Source organism: Streptomyces sp. LBL, from assembly GCF_029893585.1.
Classification (GTDB): Bacteria; Actinomycetota; Actinomycetes; order Streptomycetales; family Streptomycetaceae; genus Streptomyces.
Window position 1 is genome coordinate 1 of record NZ_JARXYX010000048.1, and the last position, 18,585, is coordinate 18,585.

Genomic DNA, 18,585 nt, shown 5'->3' on the forward strand with positions numbered 1-18,585 from the left:
CCTTCGTCTGGTACCGCATCGCCCTCGGCATCCTGGTGATCGTGCTGGTCAGCATGGGCGCGCTGAGCCCGCACGCGGCGGAGTCGTCCGGCTGAGGGCTGTTTGATCTCTGGTTACGCCCATCTGTGGCTGGAGGTATCCACAGGAGTTTGTAGGTGTTTCCGGGTCCCTGGGCTTGGTCATCTCCCACTTCTCTCCCGCCCTCCCCCGTTACGGCGACACCGCCCGCAAGTTCATCGACCTGAACTCCATCGCCGACCTGCGCTTCGAGTAGGCCGGCGCCTGCTACTGCGGCTGGGGCACCGCGCCCCGTACAGGCTGTAGACCTTCACCGTGTTGGGAGTGCTGGGCGCGGGCGGCAGCTCTCCGAGAGGCTGATGGGCCGGGGTGTGGTGGTCAAGGACACTTACCTTCGACGATCCGGATCGCTCCACCGTTGGTCATCAGCAAGGAGGACCTGGTCTGGGGACTGGATCAACTCCGGGCAGTACTGTATTCGTGAGTCAGCGGAGACATCCCCGGGGGCAGTTCATGACCAGTCTCTACACGCACGCCGGTGGCGACGACGCACTGCACCGGCTCGAGGAGATCTTCTACACGAAGGCCCTCGCCGATCCGGTGCTGCGATCCTTGTTCCCCGAGCGCCAGCCGCACCATGTCGAACATCTGACCTGGTTCACGGCGGAATCCTTCGGCGGGCCTGATCGTTTCAGTCGCGAGTTGGGCTTCGACCACATCATCCAGGTGCACCGCCACCTGAACATCACCGACGAGCAACGGCAGCGGTTCGTGGCACTCTACGTGGAGGCTCTCGACGAGGCCGGCCTCCCCGGCGATGAGCCGTTCCGCGAGGCGGTGCGCTCCCACGTCGAGTTCGGCTCGCAGGTCGCCCAGCAGAACTCACGTGCCGAGAGCGAGGCCGAGCTGCACCCCCTCCGCGAGGTTCCGCTGTGGACGTGGCCAGGAGCCGTCGAGGACTAGACCAAATGCCGCTGTTCAGGGCTGGACCTTGGGTTTTCGCTTGGTCGGGGCGGTCTTGGAGGCGGGGGTAATGGTGACCGCATCGGCGGGCGGTGCGGCGGGCTGGGGCCAGTTGCGGTGGTGGGGGCCTTTGAGACCCCAGTTGGACATCTTGCGCTTGACGACGCGGGGGAACGTGCGGAGTCCGCGGATCGGTAAGAGGCGGCGGGTGATCTCAGCGAGGGCTCGGTCCCAGGCCGCGGCGAGGCGCTCAGGGGGAAAAAGCCGCCTGGGCGGGGACCTGGCGGCGCACAGCGCGCAAGGAGCGGGTGAAGGACAGCCGGTCGGGATCGGTCCCGGTCTGTACAGCGGCCTGGTGCATGACCTGGCGGACGGCGTGGTGGACGAGGAGGAAGCCGTAGACCTCCTGCTCAACGCCATCGGGGTGCCTGGAGCGCAGGACCACGTCCCGGCCTCCACCTCCGCGCCTCGATGATCTGTATCAACGACCTCCTGCAAGCAACTGGTTGTGACCGAGCATCCCGGTTGGCCGGGCTGAACATGACAGTTGGCCACCGGATGGCCACCCTGGGCGCGGCTCCGCGCCTACAGAAAGCCGAGGTGCGGATCGGCGCCGACCAGCTCACTGCTGGCGGCCCACAGGCGTGCGGCGACGGCCGGGTCGGCCATATGGGAGGGGACGGGTTCCCGCCGTGGTGTGCCACGCAGGCCGAAGACCCTCGGCCCCCACAGCTGCCCTCCCTGCACCTCCGGATCGAGGACGGCACGGACGACGGGCCAGGCTCCGGCGTCCTTGCCCTGCACCAAGAGCCCGGCGGGCAAGGCGCGCAGCCGCTCGCCGGGGGTTGTCACGCGTACCGGCGGGCGGGGCGGGGTGAGGGAGTCCAGTGCGCCGCCGGGGTGGGCCACCACACTGAGCACCGTGCTACCGACGGCACGCAGGCGGCGATCGAGTTCGAAGCCGAAGCACATCTGCGCCAACTTCGACCGGCCGTAGGTACGCTCGGGCCGGTAGTCCTGGGCCGACTGCAGATCGTCCAGGTCCAGTCGCTCGGACCGCGCCGCGAAGCTTCCCACCGTCACGATGCGACCCGCCGACGCCGCGGACAGCAGCGGGGCCAGCCACTGGGTGAGCGCGAAGTGGCCGAGGTGGTTGGTGCCGAACATCAGCTCGTGGCCGTCCCCGGTCTCCCGACGCGGCGGGTCGTCGAGCGCGACCCCTGCGTTGCAGACCACCGCGTCGAGATGATCGAGGTCCAGCCTGTCCACGGCGGTCTTCAGAGACGGCAGGTCGGCGATGTCCAGTTGAAGGTGCCGCACCTGCGCCCCGGAGACGCGCGAGCGGATCGAGGCCATGGCACCGTCGGCCTTCGCGGCGTCCCGGCTACCGAGTACGACAACGGCGCCGGTGGCGGCAAGCTGCTCCGCGGCGAAGTAGCCGATCCCGGCGTTGCCCCCGGTGACCAGGAAGATCCTGCCCTCGGCAGAGGGCAGCCGGTGAACGTCCCACGGTCGGCTCTGGGATGTGGAAGACACGACGACAAGCTCCTTGCGCTGTGGGGCAGCGTGCTCATGGAGAGCACCAATGCGCCCAAGGTGGCAACCTCCACCGACATACCGCCGACAGATCACGGTCACCGCCGACAAATTCCCGACACCGTTCCTGAAGACTGAGTGGAAGTGAGTCCTGTCGCCAGGTCTCGTGCTCAGCCGAACGCCCCGGACGAGGGCCGGCAGGCCCCGTCGGACCGACCAGCCCCGGTACGCCACTCACACCCGGGAAGGCAGCAGCCCCGCTTTTCCCCGACTCCCCCTGCACAGCCGCGAGTTGGAACGTACCGATCGACGATCTCCTGCCCACCCGTGACCCATCACATACGAGTCGGGTAGCCGTCCAGTAGCGCACTGTCAGTGCTTGCCCCTAGGCTTGTACGCATGTCCACCAATTCCCTTGCTCCTGGCTTTGTGCGGTCTGCTGCCGAGGTGAACGAGCAGATCCGGGCACTCTGGATGCGCGCGGGCGGCACCCTCTCGGCCCAGGAGCGCGCGGAGTACGAGCTGTTGGTGGTCGAGTGGGCGGCAGCGATCCGCGGCGAGGTCGTCGAGGCGGCCTGAGCCCGACGAGGCCTCGCATCCTGGCGAATCCCTTCGGGAGCAGCTCCCGAAGGCCCTCCGGGGAAGCCCGGAGGGCTGAGCGCTCAGCCCTCCGGCAGCAGCTCCTCACCGACCTCTCACCGACCGCCCGACACCCGCAACACCGCACCCGTCGCGTACGACGCGTCCGGTGACATCAGCCAGGCGACCGCCGCCGCGATCTCCTCGGCCTGCCCCGGGCGCCGCAGCGGAATCGTGTCGGCCGCGCGCCGGGCCCGGTCCGGGTCGCCCATCGTCGCGTGCATCTCGGTGTCGATCACTCCCGGCGCGATCGCGTTGACCCGGATCCCGTCTCCTTGGCCAGCCCCAGGGTCAGTGCGTCGACGGCGGCCTTGGTCGCCGCGTAGTGCACGTACTCGCCGGGACTTCCGAGGGTCGCGGCGGCCGAGGACACGTTCACGATGACACCGCTCCCCCGGGCCGTCATGAGCTGCGCCGCTCGCCGCGAACACAGCAGTGTGCCCAGCAGGTTGACGTCCACGACCCGGCGCAGGTTTGCGGTGTCCGCGTCGGCCAGCCGCCCCAACGGCCCGGTGACCCCAGCGTTGTTGACCAGCCCCGTCACCGGTCCGAGCCGCTCCTCGGCCACGTCGAAAAGCCGCTCGACGTCCGTCTCGACCGCGGTGTCCACCCGTACGGCGACACTCCGCCGCCCGGCGTTCCGCACCCCCTCCGCCACGGCTTCGGCAGCGCCCGCGTCCCGGACGTACCCCACCACCACGTCGTGCCCGTCCGCGGCGAGCCGCAGACAGGTGGCCGCCCCGATCCCCCTGCTCCCACCGGTGACGACTGTGACGGAACCTGCCATGGAGACCTCCCCGAACGAGACAGCCAATGATCGATCATCGATCAGCTTAGGGTCGTGTCTGACCGGCCGTCGCGGACTTCTCCGGTTTCACCTCCGCGTTCGCGCAGGCCAGGCGGCTGACGGCAGCCGAATATCACCGCGCCCCCCTTGGCGCAGCCCCCGCCATGCCCAACACTGAGCCGATGACGCAGCGTGTGGAGCTTGCCGCCGTGCTGGACCGGCTGGCCGTGGACGGACTGATCACCGACTACGCGGTGGCCGTGGACGACGGTGACTGGGAGGCGTACAAAGGTCTGTTCACCGCCGACGGGCGGGCGGACTACCGCTCGGCCGGAGGTGTCGAGGGGAAGGCAGGGAAGGTCGCCCGGTGGCTCGAGGAGAGCCTGCGGGTGTTCGACATGCGCCAGCATCTGATCGTCAACCGCCGGTTCAGCTTCGGCGTGCTGGAGCACGGCATCGACGACACGGCACGGGTCCAGGCCGACTACCTCAATCCGATGCGCCTCGCCGAGGCCGGCGACGGCGACGGCGACGGCGATGGCTCGGGTCCTCCCGACTTCGTGTGCGGCGGGCGGTACGACTTCGGGCTGCTGCGCACCGACGACGGCTGGCGGCTGCGCGAGGTGATCGTCCGGGAGAAGTGGCGGCGCCTGCCGAGCCGGCCCCCGGCAGCTGTGGTCGACTGAGCCGATGTCCGCTGTCCCCGGGCCGTCGAGAGCACGCACACTGGGGCATCCACGGGGTAGGAGGCGCCCTATGATCTCTTTCGGCCGCTGGCTCGCCTCCCCGTGGCGGCGCTCGACGCTCGCCGTACTGGCCGGCGCCCTGCCCGTACTCGCCTTTCCCGCCCCGTCCCTATGGTGGCTCGCCTACGTCGCCCTCGTCCCCTGGATCACGCTCGCCCGGTCGGCGCCGACCGGGAAACGGGCGGCGTACGACGGCTGGTGCGGCGGGTTCGGCTTCATGCTGACGATGCACCACTGGCTGTTGCCGAGCCTGCACGTGTTCATTTTCGTGCTCGCCGCGCTGCTCGGCGCGCTATGGGCACCCTGGGGCTGGCTGGTACGGCGGTTCCTGGCCGGGACGCCCTCGCGGGGCCGGATCGCGGCCGCCCTCCTCGTTCTGCCGTCCGGCTGGCTCGGCGTCGAACTCGTGCGCTCCTGGCAGGGGCTTGGCGGACCGTGGGGCGTGCTCGGCGCCAGCCAGTGGGAGGTGGAGCCCGCGCTGCGGCTGGCCTCCGTGGGCGGGGTCTGGCTGCTCAGTTTCCTGATCGTGGCCGTGAACGTGGCGGTCGCCGTCCTGGTCGTGGTCCGCGAGTCGCGGATGCCGGCCGTGGCCGGTCTGCTGGCGACGGCCGCCGCGGCCTCGGCGGCCTGGGTCTGGTCGCCGCGCCCCGACACCGACGCCGGCACCGGCGACCGGGCCAGGATCGCGATCGTCCAGCCCGGCGTCGTGGACGGCGCCGACAGCATCGTCCGCCGGTTCGCCGTCGAGGAGCGGCTGACCCGGCAGCTCGTCGGTCAGGACGTCGACCTGATCGTCTGGGGTGAGAGCAGCGTCGGCTTCGACCTGGCCGGCCGGCCCGACCTGGCCCGGCGGATCGCGGCGCTCTCCCGCGACACCGGCGCCGACATCCTGGTCAACGTGGACGCCCGGCGCTCCGACAAACCCGGCATCTACAAGAGTTCGGTCCTGGTCGGCGCCGGCGGCCTCACCGGTGACCGCTACGACAAGATGCGGCTCGTCCCCTTCGGCGAGTACATCCCGGCCCGCTCCCTGCTCGGCTGGGCCACCTCGGTCGGCAAGGCGGCGGGCGAGGACCGCCGGAAGGGGTCCGAGCAGGTGCTGATGAACGTCGGGCACGGCCTGCGGATCGGCCCGATGGTGTGCTTCGAGACGGCCTTCCCCGACATGACCCGCCATCTCACCGAGGACGGCGCCGACCTCCTCGTCGGCCAGTCGTCGACGTCGTCCTTCCAGCACAGCTGGGCCCCGGACCAGCACGCCTCCCTCGCCGCGCTGCGCGCCGCGGAGACGGGCCGCCCCATGGTGCACGCGACGCTGACGGGCGTCTCCGCCGTCTACGACGCGAGCGGCCGACCCGTCGGATCGTGGCTCGGGACCGGCAGCAGCACCGCCCAGGTGTACGACGTACCGCTGGCGCGGGGCGTCACCCCGTACGTCCGCTTCGGCGACTGGCCGGTCCACGCGGCGCTGCTGATCCTCGCCGCGTGGGCCGTCACCGAGGGCGTACGGACGCGGCGGGTCAGGCGGCCCGCTCCTGAACCGCTCGCAGCACCCGCTCGCACAGCTCATGAGTCGCCAGCGCGTCCCGGGCGCTGAGCACGTCGCCCGTGCGCACGGCGTCGAGGAAGGCGAGCACCGCCTGCTCGATGCCGCGCTGCCGGGCCACCGGCACCCAGTCCCCACGCCGCCGGATGGTCGGCTGGCCCTTGTGGTCGATGACCTCGGCGAGGTTGACCACCTGGCGCTTGGTGTCCTGCCCGGACACCTCCAGGATCTCCTCGGCCGAGCCGCTGAGCCGGTTCATCACGCCGAGCGCGGTGAAACCGTCCCCGGCGAGCTGGAGCACGACGTGGTGCAGCAGGCCGCCCTCGACGCGGGCCCGCACGGTGACGTCGTCGACCGGGCCGGGCACCAGGAAGCGGAGCGTGTCGACGACGTGGATGAAGTCGTCGAGGATCATCGTGCGCGGCTCCTCCGGGAGCCCGATCCGGTTCTTCTGCATGAGGATCAGCTCGCGCGGATGATCGGCGCACTGCGTGTACCCGGGGGCGTGGCGCCGGTTGAACCCGACGGCCAGGCTCACGTTCCGCTCCTCCGCGAGGGCCACCAGCCGCTGGGAGTCGGCGAGTTCGTACGCCAGCGGCTTGTCGACGTACGTCGGTACGCCCGCCGCCAGCAGCCGCGTCACGATCTCGGGGTGCACGACGGTCGGCGCGTGCACGAAGGCCGCGTCGAGATCCTGTGCGAGGAGGGAATCCAGGTCGGTGTGGCGCTGGGCCGCGGGGATGTGGAAATTCTCGGCGACCCGGGCGAGCGTCGCGGGGGTACGGGTCTGCAGGTGCAGTTCGACCCCGGGCTGCCCGCCGAGCACCGGCAGGTAGGCCTTCTGTGCGATGTCGCCCAGCCCGATGCAGCCGACTTTCACGGGGACTCCCTCACTGCTTGCCTGCGCCTGCGCCTGCTTCCACGGCAGCATACGGCGGCGAAGGAGGCAGCCGGTCGGCGCTACCCGGTTGATGTTCCGTTGCGGCGCCGGGGCGTTCTGCGTGCGAGCGCCGGGCCTGGAGGAGGTACGGGCGGGGCCGGGGAGCTGCTGGACACTCCCCGGCCGGGGAACTGCTGGACGGAATACCCGGCGGCCGATGGAGGCGCGGAAAACCTGTGGTGGGGTCGGGCAGGTCAGGCGAAGATGCGGGTATGACGACGACCGAGCGCCACGAACCCGCCACCAACGCCGACGAACGCGCCATGCTGGAGGGCTGGCTGGACTACCACCGGCAGACCCTCGCGTGGAAGTGCGAGGGTCTGAGCGACGCCCAGTTGCGGACCCCGTCGGTGGAGCCCTCCGAGCTGTCGCTGATGGGGCTGGTGCGGCACATGGCAGAGGTGGAACGGGGCTGGTTCCGCAAGGTTCTCAAAGACGAGGCCGTGGGCCCGATCTACTACAGCGACGCCGACCCGGACGGCGATTTCCACCTCACGGACGCGGACACCTGGGACGAGGCGTACGCCACCTGGCAGGCCGAGATCGAGACCGCCCGGCGCCACGCGGCCGGGTTCGGCCTGGACGACATGTCCGAGGGCAAGCACCGGCGCAGCGGCGAGCGCTTCAACCTGCGCTGGATCGTCACGCACATGATCGAGGAGTACGCGCGCCACAACGGCCACGCCGACCTGCTCCGGGAGCGCGTCGACGGCGCCACCGGCGACTGACGTCAGCCGCACGGGGCCGGACCCCGCCGTACGGGGTCGGAGATCACCCGTGCGGGGCATTCTGAGCCGGTCCGTCGTCCTGGTGGGCGCCGTGGCCAGCAGAGTTGCGCGCGTGCATCGAACGACGACCACAGTAACCCTCCTGGTGACCGTCGCGGTCTCGGCCCTCTCCGGCTGTGTGACGGTCCAGCGTCCCCCTGAGTCCGGCCCGGCCGGGGCGCCGTCCCGGCCGTCGGACGTCCGGCCCGACAGCCGGGCGAAGCCGCGGATCGTGCAGGCGCCCGCCCGTGAGGCCCTGGGGAAGACCGGCCCGTCCCGCCGCCCGACACCCGCGGCGCCCCCGTCGCACGCAGCCGCCCCGTCGGATCCGGCGCAGACCCGGCACCAGCCGCCCCGCATGAAATCGGACCCTGCGGATCACCCGGCGCGTCCCCGCCCCCGGTACCCCGAGGCCGGTCATCCTCGGCAACCTCGCGTCGAGACCCCGGACGTGACCGGGACGGTCCCCCGGAACCAGCAGGACGTCTGCGCCCTCGGCAGGACGTACGGCGGCTGGCGCGCGGACAGCCCGGAGGCGACGATCTGCGACCAGGCGTATGGGCGTTGAGCGCGCCCGTACGGGCGTGAGCACGACCGTACGGGCATTGAGCGTCACGTTCCGGAGCGGGGGGCCGCGAGACTTTCAGGGCCGTCGGCCCGGCGGCCCCCACGCTCCCCCTCCGCCGGAGTCCCCCTCCCCCAGCCGCGACTCCAGTCGGCTGATCGCCGCCCGCACACCGTCGCCGTACCTGTCGTCCCCCAGCGCGTCGGACGCGCTCCGCGCCCGGCACAGATGGGTGCGGGCGGCCTCGGCGCGGCCGAGCTTCACATAGTCGGCCGCCAGGTTCAGGTGCAGTGTGGGGTACAGCGCCCGCACCGCGAGTACGTCCTCCGGCCGGCCTCCGTGGTACTCGGCGGGCCGGTCCTCCGCCAGCTCCTCCGCGGCCGTCAACGCCCGCAGGTCCCAGGCGAGTTCGTCGCACGGATCGTCGTGGGTGTCGGCCAGGTAGTGGGCCAGGGTGCAGCGGTGCAGGGCGTCGCCGTGCTCGCCGATCTCCGCCCACAGGTCCAGGAAGCGGTGGCGGGCCTCCTCGCGGTCCCCGGCGTGATGCAGCATGACGACCTGCCCGATCCGTGTCATCAGGACATCCGCGGCCGCCTGCCCCTGTCGCTCCGCCACCGCACCCTCCGCACCCTCGCCGGCTGTCCCTCCCGACGCTAACCGCCCCCACCGACAATCCCGGTCAGGCGGCACCGGACCATCCCGTGGGCAACGCCCCGGCGACAGCCGACCCGGGTGTATGCCCGACCAGCCACCACCGCGGCGGCACTCACCCCACCCGAGCCGCCACCCGGCCCCGCTCCGCCGAGGTCAGCCAAGATCAGCGAGATCAGGGATCCGCCAGTCGATGGGCTCGTGCCCCTGCCGCGCCACCGCCTCGTTGATCTGCGTGAACGGGCGGGAGCCGAAGAACCTCTTCGCCGACAGCGGGGAGGGATGCGCGCCCTTGACCACCACATGCCGTGTCTCGTCGATCAGCGGGAGCTTCTTCTGCGCGTAGTTGCCCCACAGCACGAAGACCGCCGGGTCCGGCCGGTCGGCCACCGCGCGGATCACCGCGTCGGTGAATTTCTCCCAGCCCTTGCCCTTGTGCGAGTTGGCCTCGCCACCGCGGACCGTGAGCACCGCGTTGAGCAGCAGTACCCCCTGCTGGGCCCACGGCATCAGATAGCCGTTGTCCGGGACGGGCAGGCCCAGCTCCTCCTTCATCTCCTTGTAGATGTTGCGCAGCGACGGCGGGGTCCGCACACCCGGCCGGACCGAGAAGCACAGGCCGTGCCCCTGCCCCTCGCCGTGGTACGGGTCCTGGCCGAGGACGAGGACCTTCACCCGCTCGTACGGCGTCGCGTCCAACGCGGCGAAGACCTCTTCGCGCGGCGGGTACACGGGACCATGCGCCCGCTCCTCCTCGACGAACTCCGTCAGCTCCTTGAAGTAGGGCTGCTGCAGTTCGTCGCCCAGAATCCCGCGCCAGGACTCGGGCAGCATGGCGATGTCGGTCACGTCGACTTCCTTACGGTGTGCGGTCGCTGCGGAGCGGTCACCGCGACGTGCGGCAGCCCCAGGCCACAGAACCTACCGGCGACCACTGACAATCGCCGCCGAGGACGACGAAACCGCCCCTACCAGCTGGGTTTCCGGTACAGCTGCCACACCGTCATGATCGTCGACGGGTCCAGCGCCCGCTCCGCCCCGGAGATGTCGTCGTTCGCCGCCACGTACTGCCGGCCCTGCCACAGCGGCAGCAACCGCACGTCGTCGACGAGGATCTGCTGGGCTTCCTCGAAGTCTTTCGCCACGTCGGCCCGGTTGCTCTCGCCGCGCGAGCGGGGCAGCAGCACGCCGGTGATCTTGGGCGCCGGGTAGGGCGTGCCGAGCGCGTTCTTGTTCCCGACGAACGGGGCGATGAAGTTCTCCGCATCGGGGAAGTCGGGGAACCAGCCACGCCCGAACACCGGGTACTCGCCCTTCTGGTAGCCCTCGACGTACGTCTTCCAGGGACGGCTCTTCAAGGTGATCGTGAAGAGGCCGGAGCCGTCCAGCTGCCGCTTGAGCTCCTGGAACTGCTGGGCGGTCTCGGAGCCGTAGCGGTCGGTCGTGTACCAGAGGGTCAGCGGAACGCGCTGGGTGATGCCGTCGTCGGTGAGGATCCGGCGGGCCTTGGACGTGCTGGGCTCGCCGTAGTAGTCGAAGAAGCCCGTGGTGTGACCCGTGAGCCCCTTCGGGACCATCGAGTACAGCGGGTCCACGGTGTCCTTGTAGACCTTGTGCGCGATCGCCGCCCGGTCGACGACCTGGGCCACGGCTTTGCGTACGGCGGGCTTGTTCGCCCACGGGTCCTTCGGGTTGAACACCAGGTAGCTGATGTCGGTGCCCGAGCCCTCGACCAGTTGGAGGTTCTCGTCCTTCTTGCTTTCGAGGGAGACGATGTCGTCGGCCGCGAGACCCCGGTAGGTGAGGTCGATCTGCCGGCCCCGCAGCGCCTTGACCATGGACGAGGAGTTGTGGAAGTAACGGATCGTCACCGCGTCGTTCTTGCGCTGCGCGAAGCCCTTGTAGCTCTTGTTCGCGACGAGCTCGGCCTTCTTGCCGTCGTCGTTCGCCCGGAGCGCGTACGGTCCGGACCCGGACACCTTGCCGTCCTTGCGGAGCGAGCGGGCGGGGTAGTCGGCGGGTTCGACGATCGACATGGCCGGGGTGGCGAGCACGAACGGGAAGGTGGCGTCGGGCTGGTTGAGGTGGAAGACCACCTCTCGGTCGCCCACCGCCTGGACCCGGTCCAGGCTGCCGAGGAGCCCGGAGGGGCCGCTCGGTGCCTTGATGGCTCTGATCCGGTCGATCGAGTACTTCACCGCCTGCGCGTCGAGCGCGTGCCCGTCGGAGAACGTCACACCCTCGCGCAGTTCGCAGCGGTACGTCCGGCTGGAGCTGTCGGTGAACGCGCAACGCTCGGCGGCGTCGGGCTGGGGCGTGGTCGCGCCGTTCGGGTAGGCCAGCAGGGTCTGGTAGATGTTGCGGAACAGCTCCCAGGAGCCGTCCCAGGACGCGGCAGGGTCCAGCGTGCTGGGGGCGCTGGTGGTGCCCACCACGATCGGCCGCCCGGCGTCGTCGGAGGAGCCGGACGACAGGACCCCGCATCCGGTGGCCAGGGCCGACAGGGACGCGAAGGCCGCCACGTGTTGCCGGCACCGTTTCCGGTTGAACACGCGCACGCTCCTCGATCTGCCGTACCAAGAGTCGGCAGACCATATCGCAGCGTCCCGCGGGCCGAAACCTCCCAGTGAAAGGCCTTTTGACCGGCCGGTCGATGACGACGTTGTCATCGACCGGCGAGCGTCCCGTGCGTCGACACGGGCGCCGTTTCCGACAACCGGCACCCGTGTCCATGGGCCCAAGCTCAGGCCACGCCGAAGCTCAGGCCACGTCGAAGCTCAGGCCACGCCGGCGTTCAGGAAGATGCCGCCGTCGACGACGAGGGTCTGGCCGGTGATCCAGTCGGACTGCTCCGAGGTGAGGAACGCGGCCGCGCCGCCGATGTCGTCGGGCACCCCGAGCCGGGCCAGCGGGTAGCCCGCGGCGGCCTCCGCCTCCCGGCCCTCGTACAGGGCCTTCGCGAACTCGGTCTTCACCACGGCCGGGGCGATCGCGTTGACCCGAACCCCGGGCGCGTACTCGTGCGCCAGTTGGAGGGTCAGGTTGATCATCGCGGCCTTGCTGATGCCGTACGCGCCGATGAAGGGGGAGGCGGAGACGCCCGCGACGGAGGCGATGTTGACGATCGCGCCGCCGTTGTCCTTCTGCCAGGCGTGCCAGGTCTTCTGGGCGAAGCCGAGCGCCGAGACCACGTTGGTCTCGAAGACCTTGCGGGCGATGTCCAGGTCCAGGTCGGCGATCGGCCCGAACACCGGGTTCGTGCCGGCGTTGTTGACCAGGAAGTCGACGCGGCCGAAGGCCTCGATCGTGCGCTCGACGGCGACGGCCTGATGTTCCTCGTCGTGGGCCTTGCCCGCGACACCGATGACGCGGTCGGCGCCGAGCTGCTCGACGGCCTCCTTCAGCGCGTCCTCGTTGCGTCCGGTGATGCAGACGCGGTCGCCGCGTGCGATCAGTGCCTTGGCGACGCCGAAGCCGATACCGCGGCTGGCGCCCGTGACGAGTGCGGCCTTGCCCGAAGGCTCGGGGAGTTCCACCGAAGTCATGTTCCTGGTCCCCTAGTCGAGCGGTCCGCCGGCGACGTACAGCACCTGACCGGAGACGAAGCCGGCCGCATCGCCCGTGAAGAAGGCGATCGCGTCGGCGACGTCCGCGGGCTCACCGACGCGGGCCACCGGGATCTGGGTGGCGGCGGCGGCCTTGAAGTCCTCGAAGCCCATGCCGACGCGGTCGGCGGTGGCCTTGGTCATCTCGGTGGCGATGAAGCCGGGGGCGACCGCGTTGGCGGTGACGCCGAACTTGCCGAGTTCCTTGGCGAGGGTCTTGGTGAAGCCCTGCAGACCGGCCTTGGCGGCGGAGTAGTTGACCTGGCCGCGGTTACCGAGCGCGGAGGACGAGGAGAGGTTGACGATCCGGCCGAAGCCCGCGTCCACCATGTGCTTCTGGCAGGCCTTGGACATCAGGAAGGCGCCGCGCAGGTGCACGTTCATGACGGTGTCCCAGTCGGCGACGCTCATCTTGAACAGCAGGTTGTCGCGCAGCACGCCCGCGTTGTTCACCAGGATGGTCGGCGCGCCGAGTTCCTGGGCGATCCGCGCGATGGCCGCCTCGACCTGCGTCTCGTCCGAGACGTCACAGCCGACCGCGAGGGCCGTACCGCCGGCCGCGGTGATCTTCTCCACGGTGTCCTTGCAGGCGGCCTCGTCGAGGTCGATCACGGCGACCGCGCGACCCTCGGCGGCGAGTCGTACGGCGGTGGCGGCGCCGATGCCACGCGCTCCGCCGGTGACCACGGCTACCCGCTGCTCAGTGGTGGACATTGCTGGTTCTCCTCGCCCTCGAGAAGGACGCCCATCAAGTGAGCGACCGCTTAGTACCTTCAGCAGACGTGACGCTAGAAGCCCTGGCACCCGGTGTCAACGGCAGGCCGGGGTGTGTGATCCATTACCTGCGGGGCAGCCCTCGGTCCGGACCGGCCCCGTCGTCATCGTCCCCCACCGGCGCCCGTGCGGCCGGCTATGTCGTGAAGCATCGGCGAGCCCGACGACCGGCCCGCGGCGACGCGGGGCACGGAGACGCGGGGCACGGAGACGCGGGGCACGAAGACGCGGGGCACGGTCACCGCACGAGCAGGTCGAGCAGCCGGTCGGCCTCCGCGGCGGGATCGGCCGTCAGACCGGTGTGGACCGGCCCCGGCTGGACGATCGTCGAGCGCGGCGCGATCAGCCAACGGAAGCGGCGGCCGGGATCGTCGGGCGCGGCCTGCCCGGCCGCCTCGCCGCCCGCGCAGACGCCCTCGACGGCCGCCAGGGCCGCCCGTACACCGGGCACGTCCGCGTCGGGGTCGAGGGCGAGCAGCTTCGCCTCGTCGAGGTGGGTGCGGACGCCGACGTAGCTCTTGGCCCGGCAGTACACGAGGACGCCGGCGTTGACGCACTCGCCACGCTCGACGCGGGGCACGACCCGCAGCAGGGCGTACTCGAAGACGTCACGGTCGCTGCGGCGGCCGCCCCTGATGATGTGGCGCTCGCTCACTCGGCTCCCTCGATGCCGTTGACACGGTCATGGACGACGGCGGCCCGGGCGACCAGCGGCCGGGCGTAGGCCCGTCGAAGGTCGTCCGGCGTCTCGAAGCCGGGTTCGTCGGCGAGCCATATGTCCGGGACCAGCGCGGTGACCTCGGCCAGGAGGTCCTCGGTCACCAGCGGCGCCAACGCGGCGGCGGCTGCGGTGATGTCCGGCGAGAAGGACGCGAGGACGTGGTCGGAGGCGTCGTAGGGGCGGGCCGCCGAGGCCTCGGCGCCAGGCCAGTTGTGGTGCCAGATCATGGTCGCGCCCTGGTCGATGAGCCACACCTCGCCCTGCCACCTCAGCAGGTTGGGGTTGCGCCAGGACCGGTCGACGTTGTTGACCAGCGCGTCGAACCAGACGATCCGCCCGGCCTCCTCGGGGCTCACCGCGAAGGCGAGCGGGTCGAATCCGAGGGCGCCGGAGAGGAACTCCATGCCGAGGTTGGTACCGCCGCTGGACTTGAGCAGCCCCTGCACCTGCGGATCGGGTTCACCGAGGCCCAGATCCGGATCGAGGTCGACGGTCACCAGCCCGGGCACGCGGAAGCCGAGCCGCCGGGCGAGTTCCCCGCACACCACCTCGGCGACCAACGTCTTGCGGCCCTGCCCGGCGCCGGTGAACTTCAGGACGTAGATACCGAAGTCGTCGGCCTCGACGAGTCCCGGCAAGGAACCGCCCTCACGCAGTGGTGTGATATAGCGGGTCGCGGTGACTTCCTTGAGCATCGCCCCAGGTTACCGGCCGACGGCGAAGCGACAGCTGTGGCTTACCCTCCTCCGACCTCGAACACGTTTAGATCTCTACAACGCCTGAACAACCGGTGCCCTCAGGCCGTACCCCTGGGTAGATTCACGAAGCTTGCAATGAAGGGAACGTCAGCATGACGACCAGCGAATCGCTTCCCCCCGCCATGGCGCCCGCCCGTCGTACCGTCGTGGCGGCGGTCGGCGCGGCCGGACTCGCCGTCGCGCTGACCGCCTGCGGATCCTCCGACGACAGCTCCTCGTCCGACTCCTCGAACGCCGAGACGGGCGCGAACGCGAGCGGCGGCGACGCGGGGGCGGGCAGCAGCGCCTCGTCCGGCTCCGGCGGCTCCGCCCTGGCGAAGACCTCGGACATCCCCGAGGGCGGCGGCAAGATCTTCAAGGACCAGGGCGTGGTGGTCACGCAGCCGACAGCCGGCACCTACAAGGCGTTCTCATCGAAGTGCACGCACCAGGGCTGCGCGGTGAGCAGCGTCGCCAACGGCGTGATCGTCTGCCCCTGCCACAAGAGCGAGTTCTCCGTGACCGACGGCAGTGTGAAGAAGGGTCCCGCGACGCAGCCGCTGCCCGCCGAGCAGATCAGCGTGAGCGGGGACTCGATCACGCTGGCGTGACGCGTGCGCGCCGAGGCCGCGTGAAGCAGCCCAGCACCTCGTCCGTGGTCGCGACCGTGGCGACCAATGCGAGGGTGTTGCGGATCATCACCGGGGTGTATTCGGAGGGTACCCCGGCGATGGCGTCCGTCGGCACGACGGCCGTGTAGCCGCGGTTGACGGCGTCGAAGACCGTGTTGGGGATCGCCACGTTGGCGGACACGCCGGTCACGACCAGCGTGCGGCAGCCGAGGTTGCGCAGCAGCGCGTCGGCCTCGGTGCCCTGGATCGGCGACAGTCCGTGCAGCCGTCGTACGACGAAGTCCTCCTCGGTGACCTCGATGGGGGCCGCGACTCGGACCGCCGTGGTGCCGGACAGCTGCTGGACGGGCAGCCGTTCGGCGGCGCGGAAGAGTCGGGCGTTGCGGCTGGCGCCCCTGCCGTCCGGGCGGCGCTCGGCGATCGCGTGGATCACCTGGACGCCGTTCTCGTGCGCGCCGGCGACCAGGCGGGCCACGTTGGCGAGGGCGCCCGAGGAGCGCGCCTCCTCGGCGAGTGCGGGCAGAGCGCTGTCGGGTCCGACGACGCCCTGCTGGCACTCGACGGTGAGCAGGACCGTGGTCACGGGATCGAGGAGTTCGCGGAGCTGTTCGTAGGACGGCACGGCTCACCCCTGGCCTTCGACGGTGTGGGCGGCGACACTAGCCAGCGTTGCGTGGGGACGGAAGACTGCTCATCCTTTTCTGACGTGATGTCAGAGGATTTCCTCTGACACGACGTGAGAGAAAGAGGGGGTCGCATGACCGTCACGCAGCGTCGGGGCCGGAAGATCATGATGACGCCGGGCGAGCTGGACGAGTTCCTCACCAGTCAGCGCACCTGCCGGGTCGCCACCGTGTCCGCGAGTGGCGCCCCCCATGTGAGCACTCTCTGGTTCGCCTGGGACGGCACCTCGATGTGGCTCTACTCGGTGGTGCGCAGCAAGCGCTGGACCGATCTGCGGCGCGATCCGCGGGTCGCGATCGTGGTCGACACGGGTGAGGAGTACGACGAACTCATGGGCGTCGAGCTGTCCGGGGCCGTCGACTTCGTGGGCGAGGCCCCGCGCACCGGGGAGCTCTGTGCGGAACTCGATCTTCCGGAGACGCTGTTCGCCCGGAAGAACTTCCGCCTGGAGGAGATGCCGCACGACGGCCGGCACGCGTGGATACGACTGACGCCGGAGAAGATCGTCTCCTGGGACTTCCGGAAGCTGGGCCCCGCGTAGCTCAGCAGGTCCTCAAGGCCGCCTGCAGCAAGGCCGCCACCGGCGGTCGGGTCCAGCGGTCGGGTCCAGCGGTCGGGTCCAGCGGTCGGGTCCGGCGGTCGGGTCCGGCGGTCGGGTCCGGCGGTCGGGTCCGGCGGTCGGCGTCCGCGCACCACACCGCGTACGCGTACCGGCGGTGGACGCGGTGTCGCACCGGCACGGCCCAAGCACGCCCCGGCCGCATCGGATCGCGCCCGAACCGGAACGCCTGCTTCATCCCGGTCGTCGCGAGACCGCCGGTGTCGCGATCCTCGGCGAGTCGCCGCGCCGGCCGACGCCGGTCGGCGCGGCGACTGTGCCGCGGGCGCGGTGCGCCCCCGGGTCAGGCCGAAGGCCGGTCCGCAGCTCACGCCCTAGACGTAGCTGCGGACCGGGGCCGGTCTCACGGCGGAGGCGATCGCGTCCGCGAGCGGACCGGTCTCCTCGGCTGTGAGGGTCGAGACGGTGACCCGGATGCCGGGCGGCGCGCTCATCCGGAAGCGGGCGCCGGGTGCGACGCCCCAGCCGGAGTGCAGGAGACGGGCCACGGCTCCGGTCTCGTCGGGAACGGGGACCCACACGTTCATGCCGCTGCGTCCGTGGGCGGCGACGCCGCGCTCGGCGAGGGCGTCGATCAGCGCCTCCCGCCGGCTCCGGTACGCGGCCGCCACCGCCGGTCCGTCCACGGCACCGTCGGCCCACAGCCGGACCACGGCCCGCTGCGTCAGCAGGCTCACCCAGCCGGGCCCCAGGCGCTGCCGTCCGCGCACCCGGTCGACCGTGACGGTGTCTCCGGTGAGCACGGCGAGCCGCAGGTCGGGGCCGTAGGCCTTGGCGACCGAGCGGACGAAGGCCCAGTGGCGCGTCACGCCCGCCAGCGGGTGCAGCGGCAGGTCGACGATGCCGTGGCCGTGGTCGTCCTCGATCAACAGGGTCTCGGGGTGCTCCCGGACGACGGCCCGCAGTGCCCGAGCCCGCGGGGCGCTCACCGACGCCCCGGTGGGGTTCTGCGCGCGGTCGGTGACCACCACGGCACGCGCGCCCGCCACCAGGGCGGTGCGCAGGTCGTCGGGCAGCGGTCCCTCGTCGTCGACGCCGACGGGGATCGTACGCAGCCCGAGCGCCGGGACGAGATCGAGGGTCCGGCCCCAGCCCGGGTCCTCGACCGCGACGCCGTCGCCCGGTTTGAGGTGCGCCGCGAGGACGCGCTCGACGGCGTCCAGCGATCCGGAGGCCACGGTGAGCGGTCCGGCCGGCACACCGTCCGCGTCGAGGCCGGCCCGGGCGAGCCGCGCCAGCTCCGGCTCCACGGGCTCGGCCCCGTACAGGACCGGCTGCCGGTCGCCCTGCTCGGCCGCCGCCGCGAACGCCCGCGCGAGCGGCGGCAGCAGGGCGGGGTCGGGATTGCCGTCGGCCAGGTCACGCACCCCGGCCGGTACGTCGGCGCGCGTCTTCTCCCGGCCCGTCGTGGCGGGTCTGGGTCGCACCCGGCTGCCCCGGCGTCCGGCGGTCTCGATGACCCCACGCTCACGCAACGTGCGATAGGCGGCGGCGACCGTGTTCGGGTTCACCCCCAGCGTGGCCGCCAACTCCCGCATGGGCGGCAGCGGTTGACCCGACTCCAGCGCACCGGCGCCCACCGCACGCTCGATACTCGCGGAGATGTCCGCTGCACGCCGCCCTGCGATCCTATATTCTCCTAGCACAAAGACGAT

The 18,585-nt window shown here is 71.0% G+C and carries 19 protein-coding genes and 3 pseudogenes; 10 read left to right on the forward strand and 12 right to left on the reverse strand.

Annotated features, from left to right (window positions below; all coding sequences use genetic code 11):
* From M2271_RS38515 to M2271_RS38525, 3 genes and pseudogenes are all read left to right on the forward strand, one after another.
* Positions 1-95, forward strand: a pseudogene (locus M2271_RS38515) (undecaprenyl-diphosphatase); the annotation flags it as partial.
* 252 nt (positions 96-347) lie between these two features.
* Positions 348-502 (forward strand): annotated as a pseudogene (gene rocD / locus M2271_RS38520) (ornithine--oxo-acid transaminase); the annotation flags it as partial.
* Between the two features lie 29 nt (positions 503-531).
* Entirely contained in the window at positions 532-981 is a 450-nt protein-coding gene (locus M2271_RS38525; protein ID WP_280892117.1) for a group II truncated hemoglobin, read from the forward strand.
* A gap of 585 nt (positions 982-1,566) precedes the next feature.
* On the opposite strand, the gene M2271_RS38530 is transcribed toward M2271_RS38525, so the two are convergent.
* The gene (locus M2271_RS38530; RefSeq protein ID WP_280892118.1) at positions 1,567-2,517 is read right to left on the reverse strand and encodes an SDR family NAD(P)-dependent oxidoreductase; all 951 of its coding nucleotides are present in this window, start codon (positions 2,515-2,517) and stop codon (positions 1,567-1,569) included.
* Between the two features lie 399 nt (positions 2,518-2,916).
* Between M2271_RS38530 and M2271_RS38535 the strand changes: the two genes are divergently transcribed.
* Entirely contained in the window at positions 2,917-3,096 is a 180-nt protein-coding gene (locus M2271_RS38535; RefSeq protein WP_280892119.1) for a hypothetical protein, read from the forward strand.
* A gap of 116 nt (positions 3,097-3,212) precedes the next feature.
* Here M2271_RS38535 and M2271_RS38540 read toward each other — a convergent pair.
* Positions 3,213-3,943, reverse strand: a pseudogene (locus tag M2271_RS38540) (SDR family oxidoreductase).
* A gap of 182 nt (positions 3,944-4,125) precedes the next feature.
* Between M2271_RS38540 and M2271_RS38545 the strand changes: the two are divergent.
* Together M2271_RS38545 and lnt are read left to right on the forward strand one after the other, a co-directional pair.
* Entirely contained in the window at positions 4,126-4,629 is a 504-nt protein-coding gene (locus M2271_RS38545; RefSeq protein ID WP_280892120.1) for a nuclear transport factor 2 family protein, read from the forward strand.
* Positions 4,630-4,699: 70 nt separating this feature from the next.
* Positions 4,700-6,286, forward strand: coding sequence for an apolipoprotein N-acyltransferase (gene lnt / locus M2271_RS38550; RefSeq protein WP_280892121.1), 1,587 nt, complete (start codon positions 4,700-4,702; stop codon positions 6,284-6,286).
* On the opposite strand, the gene M2271_RS38555 is transcribed toward lnt, so the two are convergent.
* Complete coding sequence (locus M2271_RS38555; RefSeq protein ID WP_280892122.1) at positions 6,210-7,115, reverse strand: Gfo/Idh/MocA family oxidoreductase; 906 nt, start codon at positions 7,113-7,115, stop codon at positions 6,210-6,212. The two genes, lnt and M2271_RS38555, sit on opposite strands and share 77 nt — an antisense overlap.
* Before the next feature lie 272 nt (positions 7,116-7,387).
* Here M2271_RS38555 and M2271_RS38560 point away from each other — a divergent pair, with 272 nt between their 5' ends.
* Together M2271_RS38560 and M2271_RS38565 are read left to right on the forward strand one after the other, a co-directional pair.
* Positions 7,388-7,903, forward strand: a complete 516-nt coding sequence (locus M2271_RS38560) for a DinB family protein (protein WP_280892123.1) — start codon at positions 7,388-7,390, stop codon at positions 7,901-7,903.
* 112 nt (positions 7,904-8,015) lie between these two features.
* On the forward strand, positions 8,016-8,510 hold the full coding sequence (locus M2271_RS38565) for a hypothetical protein (protein ID WP_280892124.1): 495 nt from the start codon (positions 8,016-8,018) through the stop codon (positions 8,508-8,510).
* Between the two features lie 75 nt (positions 8,511-8,585).
* Here the strand turns inward: M2271_RS38565 and M2271_RS38570 are convergent, their stop codons facing one another.
* The 7 genes from M2271_RS38570 to M2271_RS38600 form a co-directional block, all read right to left on the reverse strand.
* Positions 8,586-9,122, reverse strand: a complete 537-nt coding sequence (locus tag M2271_RS38570; RefSeq protein ID WP_280892125.1) for a hypothetical protein — start codon at positions 9,120-9,122, stop codon at positions 8,586-8,588.
* Positions 9,123-9,314: 192 nt separating this feature from the next.
* Positions 9,315-10,007, reverse strand: a complete 693-nt coding sequence (locus tag M2271_RS38575; RefSeq protein WP_280892126.1) for a uracil-DNA glycosylase — start codon at positions 10,005-10,007, stop codon at positions 9,315-9,317.
* Positions 10,008-10,126: 119 nt separating this feature from the next.
* On the reverse strand, positions 10,127-11,716 hold the full coding sequence (locus M2271_RS38580; protein WP_280892127.1) for an ABC transporter substrate-binding protein: 1,590 nt from the start codon (positions 11,714-11,716) through the stop codon (positions 10,127-10,129).
* A 219-nt stretch (positions 11,717-11,935) separates the two neighbouring features.
* A complete protein-coding gene (locus M2271_RS38585; RefSeq protein WP_280892128.1) occupies positions 11,936-12,703 on the reverse strand; it encodes an SDR family oxidoreductase in 768 nt (255 codons plus the stop codon).
* Between the two features lie 12 nt (positions 12,704-12,715).
* The gene (gene fabG, locus M2271_RS38590) at positions 12,716-13,477 is read right to left on the reverse strand and encodes a 3-oxoacyl-ACP reductase FabG (protein WP_280892129.1); all 762 of its coding nucleotides are present in this window, start codon (positions 13,475-13,477) and stop codon (positions 12,716-12,718) included.
* 298 nt (positions 13,478-13,775) lie between these two features.
* On the reverse strand, positions 13,776-14,192 hold the full coding sequence (locus tag M2271_RS38595) for a DUF3037 domain-containing protein (protein WP_280892130.1): 417 nt from the start codon (positions 14,190-14,192) through the stop codon (positions 13,776-13,778).
* The gene (locus M2271_RS38600) at positions 14,189-14,953 is read right to left on the reverse strand and encodes a HipA family kinase (protein ID WP_280892131.1); all 765 of its coding nucleotides are present in this window, start codon (positions 14,951-14,953) and stop codon (positions 14,189-14,191) included. The genes M2271_RS38595 and M2271_RS38600 overlap by 4 nt, the downstream gene beginning before the upstream one ends.
* Before the next feature lie 155 nt (positions 14,954-15,108).
* Here M2271_RS38600 and M2271_RS38605 point away from each other — a divergent pair, with 155 nt between their 5' ends.
* Positions 15,109-15,606 (forward strand): Rieske (2Fe-2S) protein, encoded by a 498-nt coding sequence (locus tag M2271_RS38605; RefSeq protein WP_280892132.1) that lies wholly within the window; start codon positions 15,109-15,111, stop codon positions 15,604-15,606.
* On the opposite strand, the gene M2271_RS38610 is transcribed toward M2271_RS38605, so the two are convergent.
* Positions 15,593-16,249, reverse strand: coding sequence for a cysteine hydrolase (locus M2271_RS38610; protein ID WP_280892133.1), 657 nt, complete (start codon positions 16,247-16,249; stop codon positions 15,593-15,595). The genes M2271_RS38605 and M2271_RS38610 overlap by 14 nt on opposite strands.
* A 135-nt stretch (positions 16,250-16,384) precedes the next feature.
* Between M2271_RS38610 and M2271_RS38615 the strand changes: the two genes are divergently transcribed.
* Positions 16,385-16,852: a pyridoxamine 5'-phosphate oxidase family protein gene (locus M2271_RS38615; RefSeq protein WP_280892134.1), complete on the forward strand. Its 468-nt coding sequence runs from the start codon at positions 16,385-16,387 to the stop codon at positions 16,850-16,852.
* Between the two features lie 392 nt (positions 16,853-17,244).
* Here M2271_RS38615 and M2271_RS38625 read toward each other — a convergent pair whose 3' ends face one another.
* Positions 17,245-18,576, reverse strand: coding sequence for an aminotransferase class I/II-fold pyridoxal phosphate-dependent enzyme (locus M2271_RS38625; RefSeq protein ID WP_280892135.1), 1,332 nt, complete (start codon positions 18,574-18,576; stop codon positions 17,245-17,247).
* Positions 18,577-18,585 lie beyond the last annotated feature (9 nt).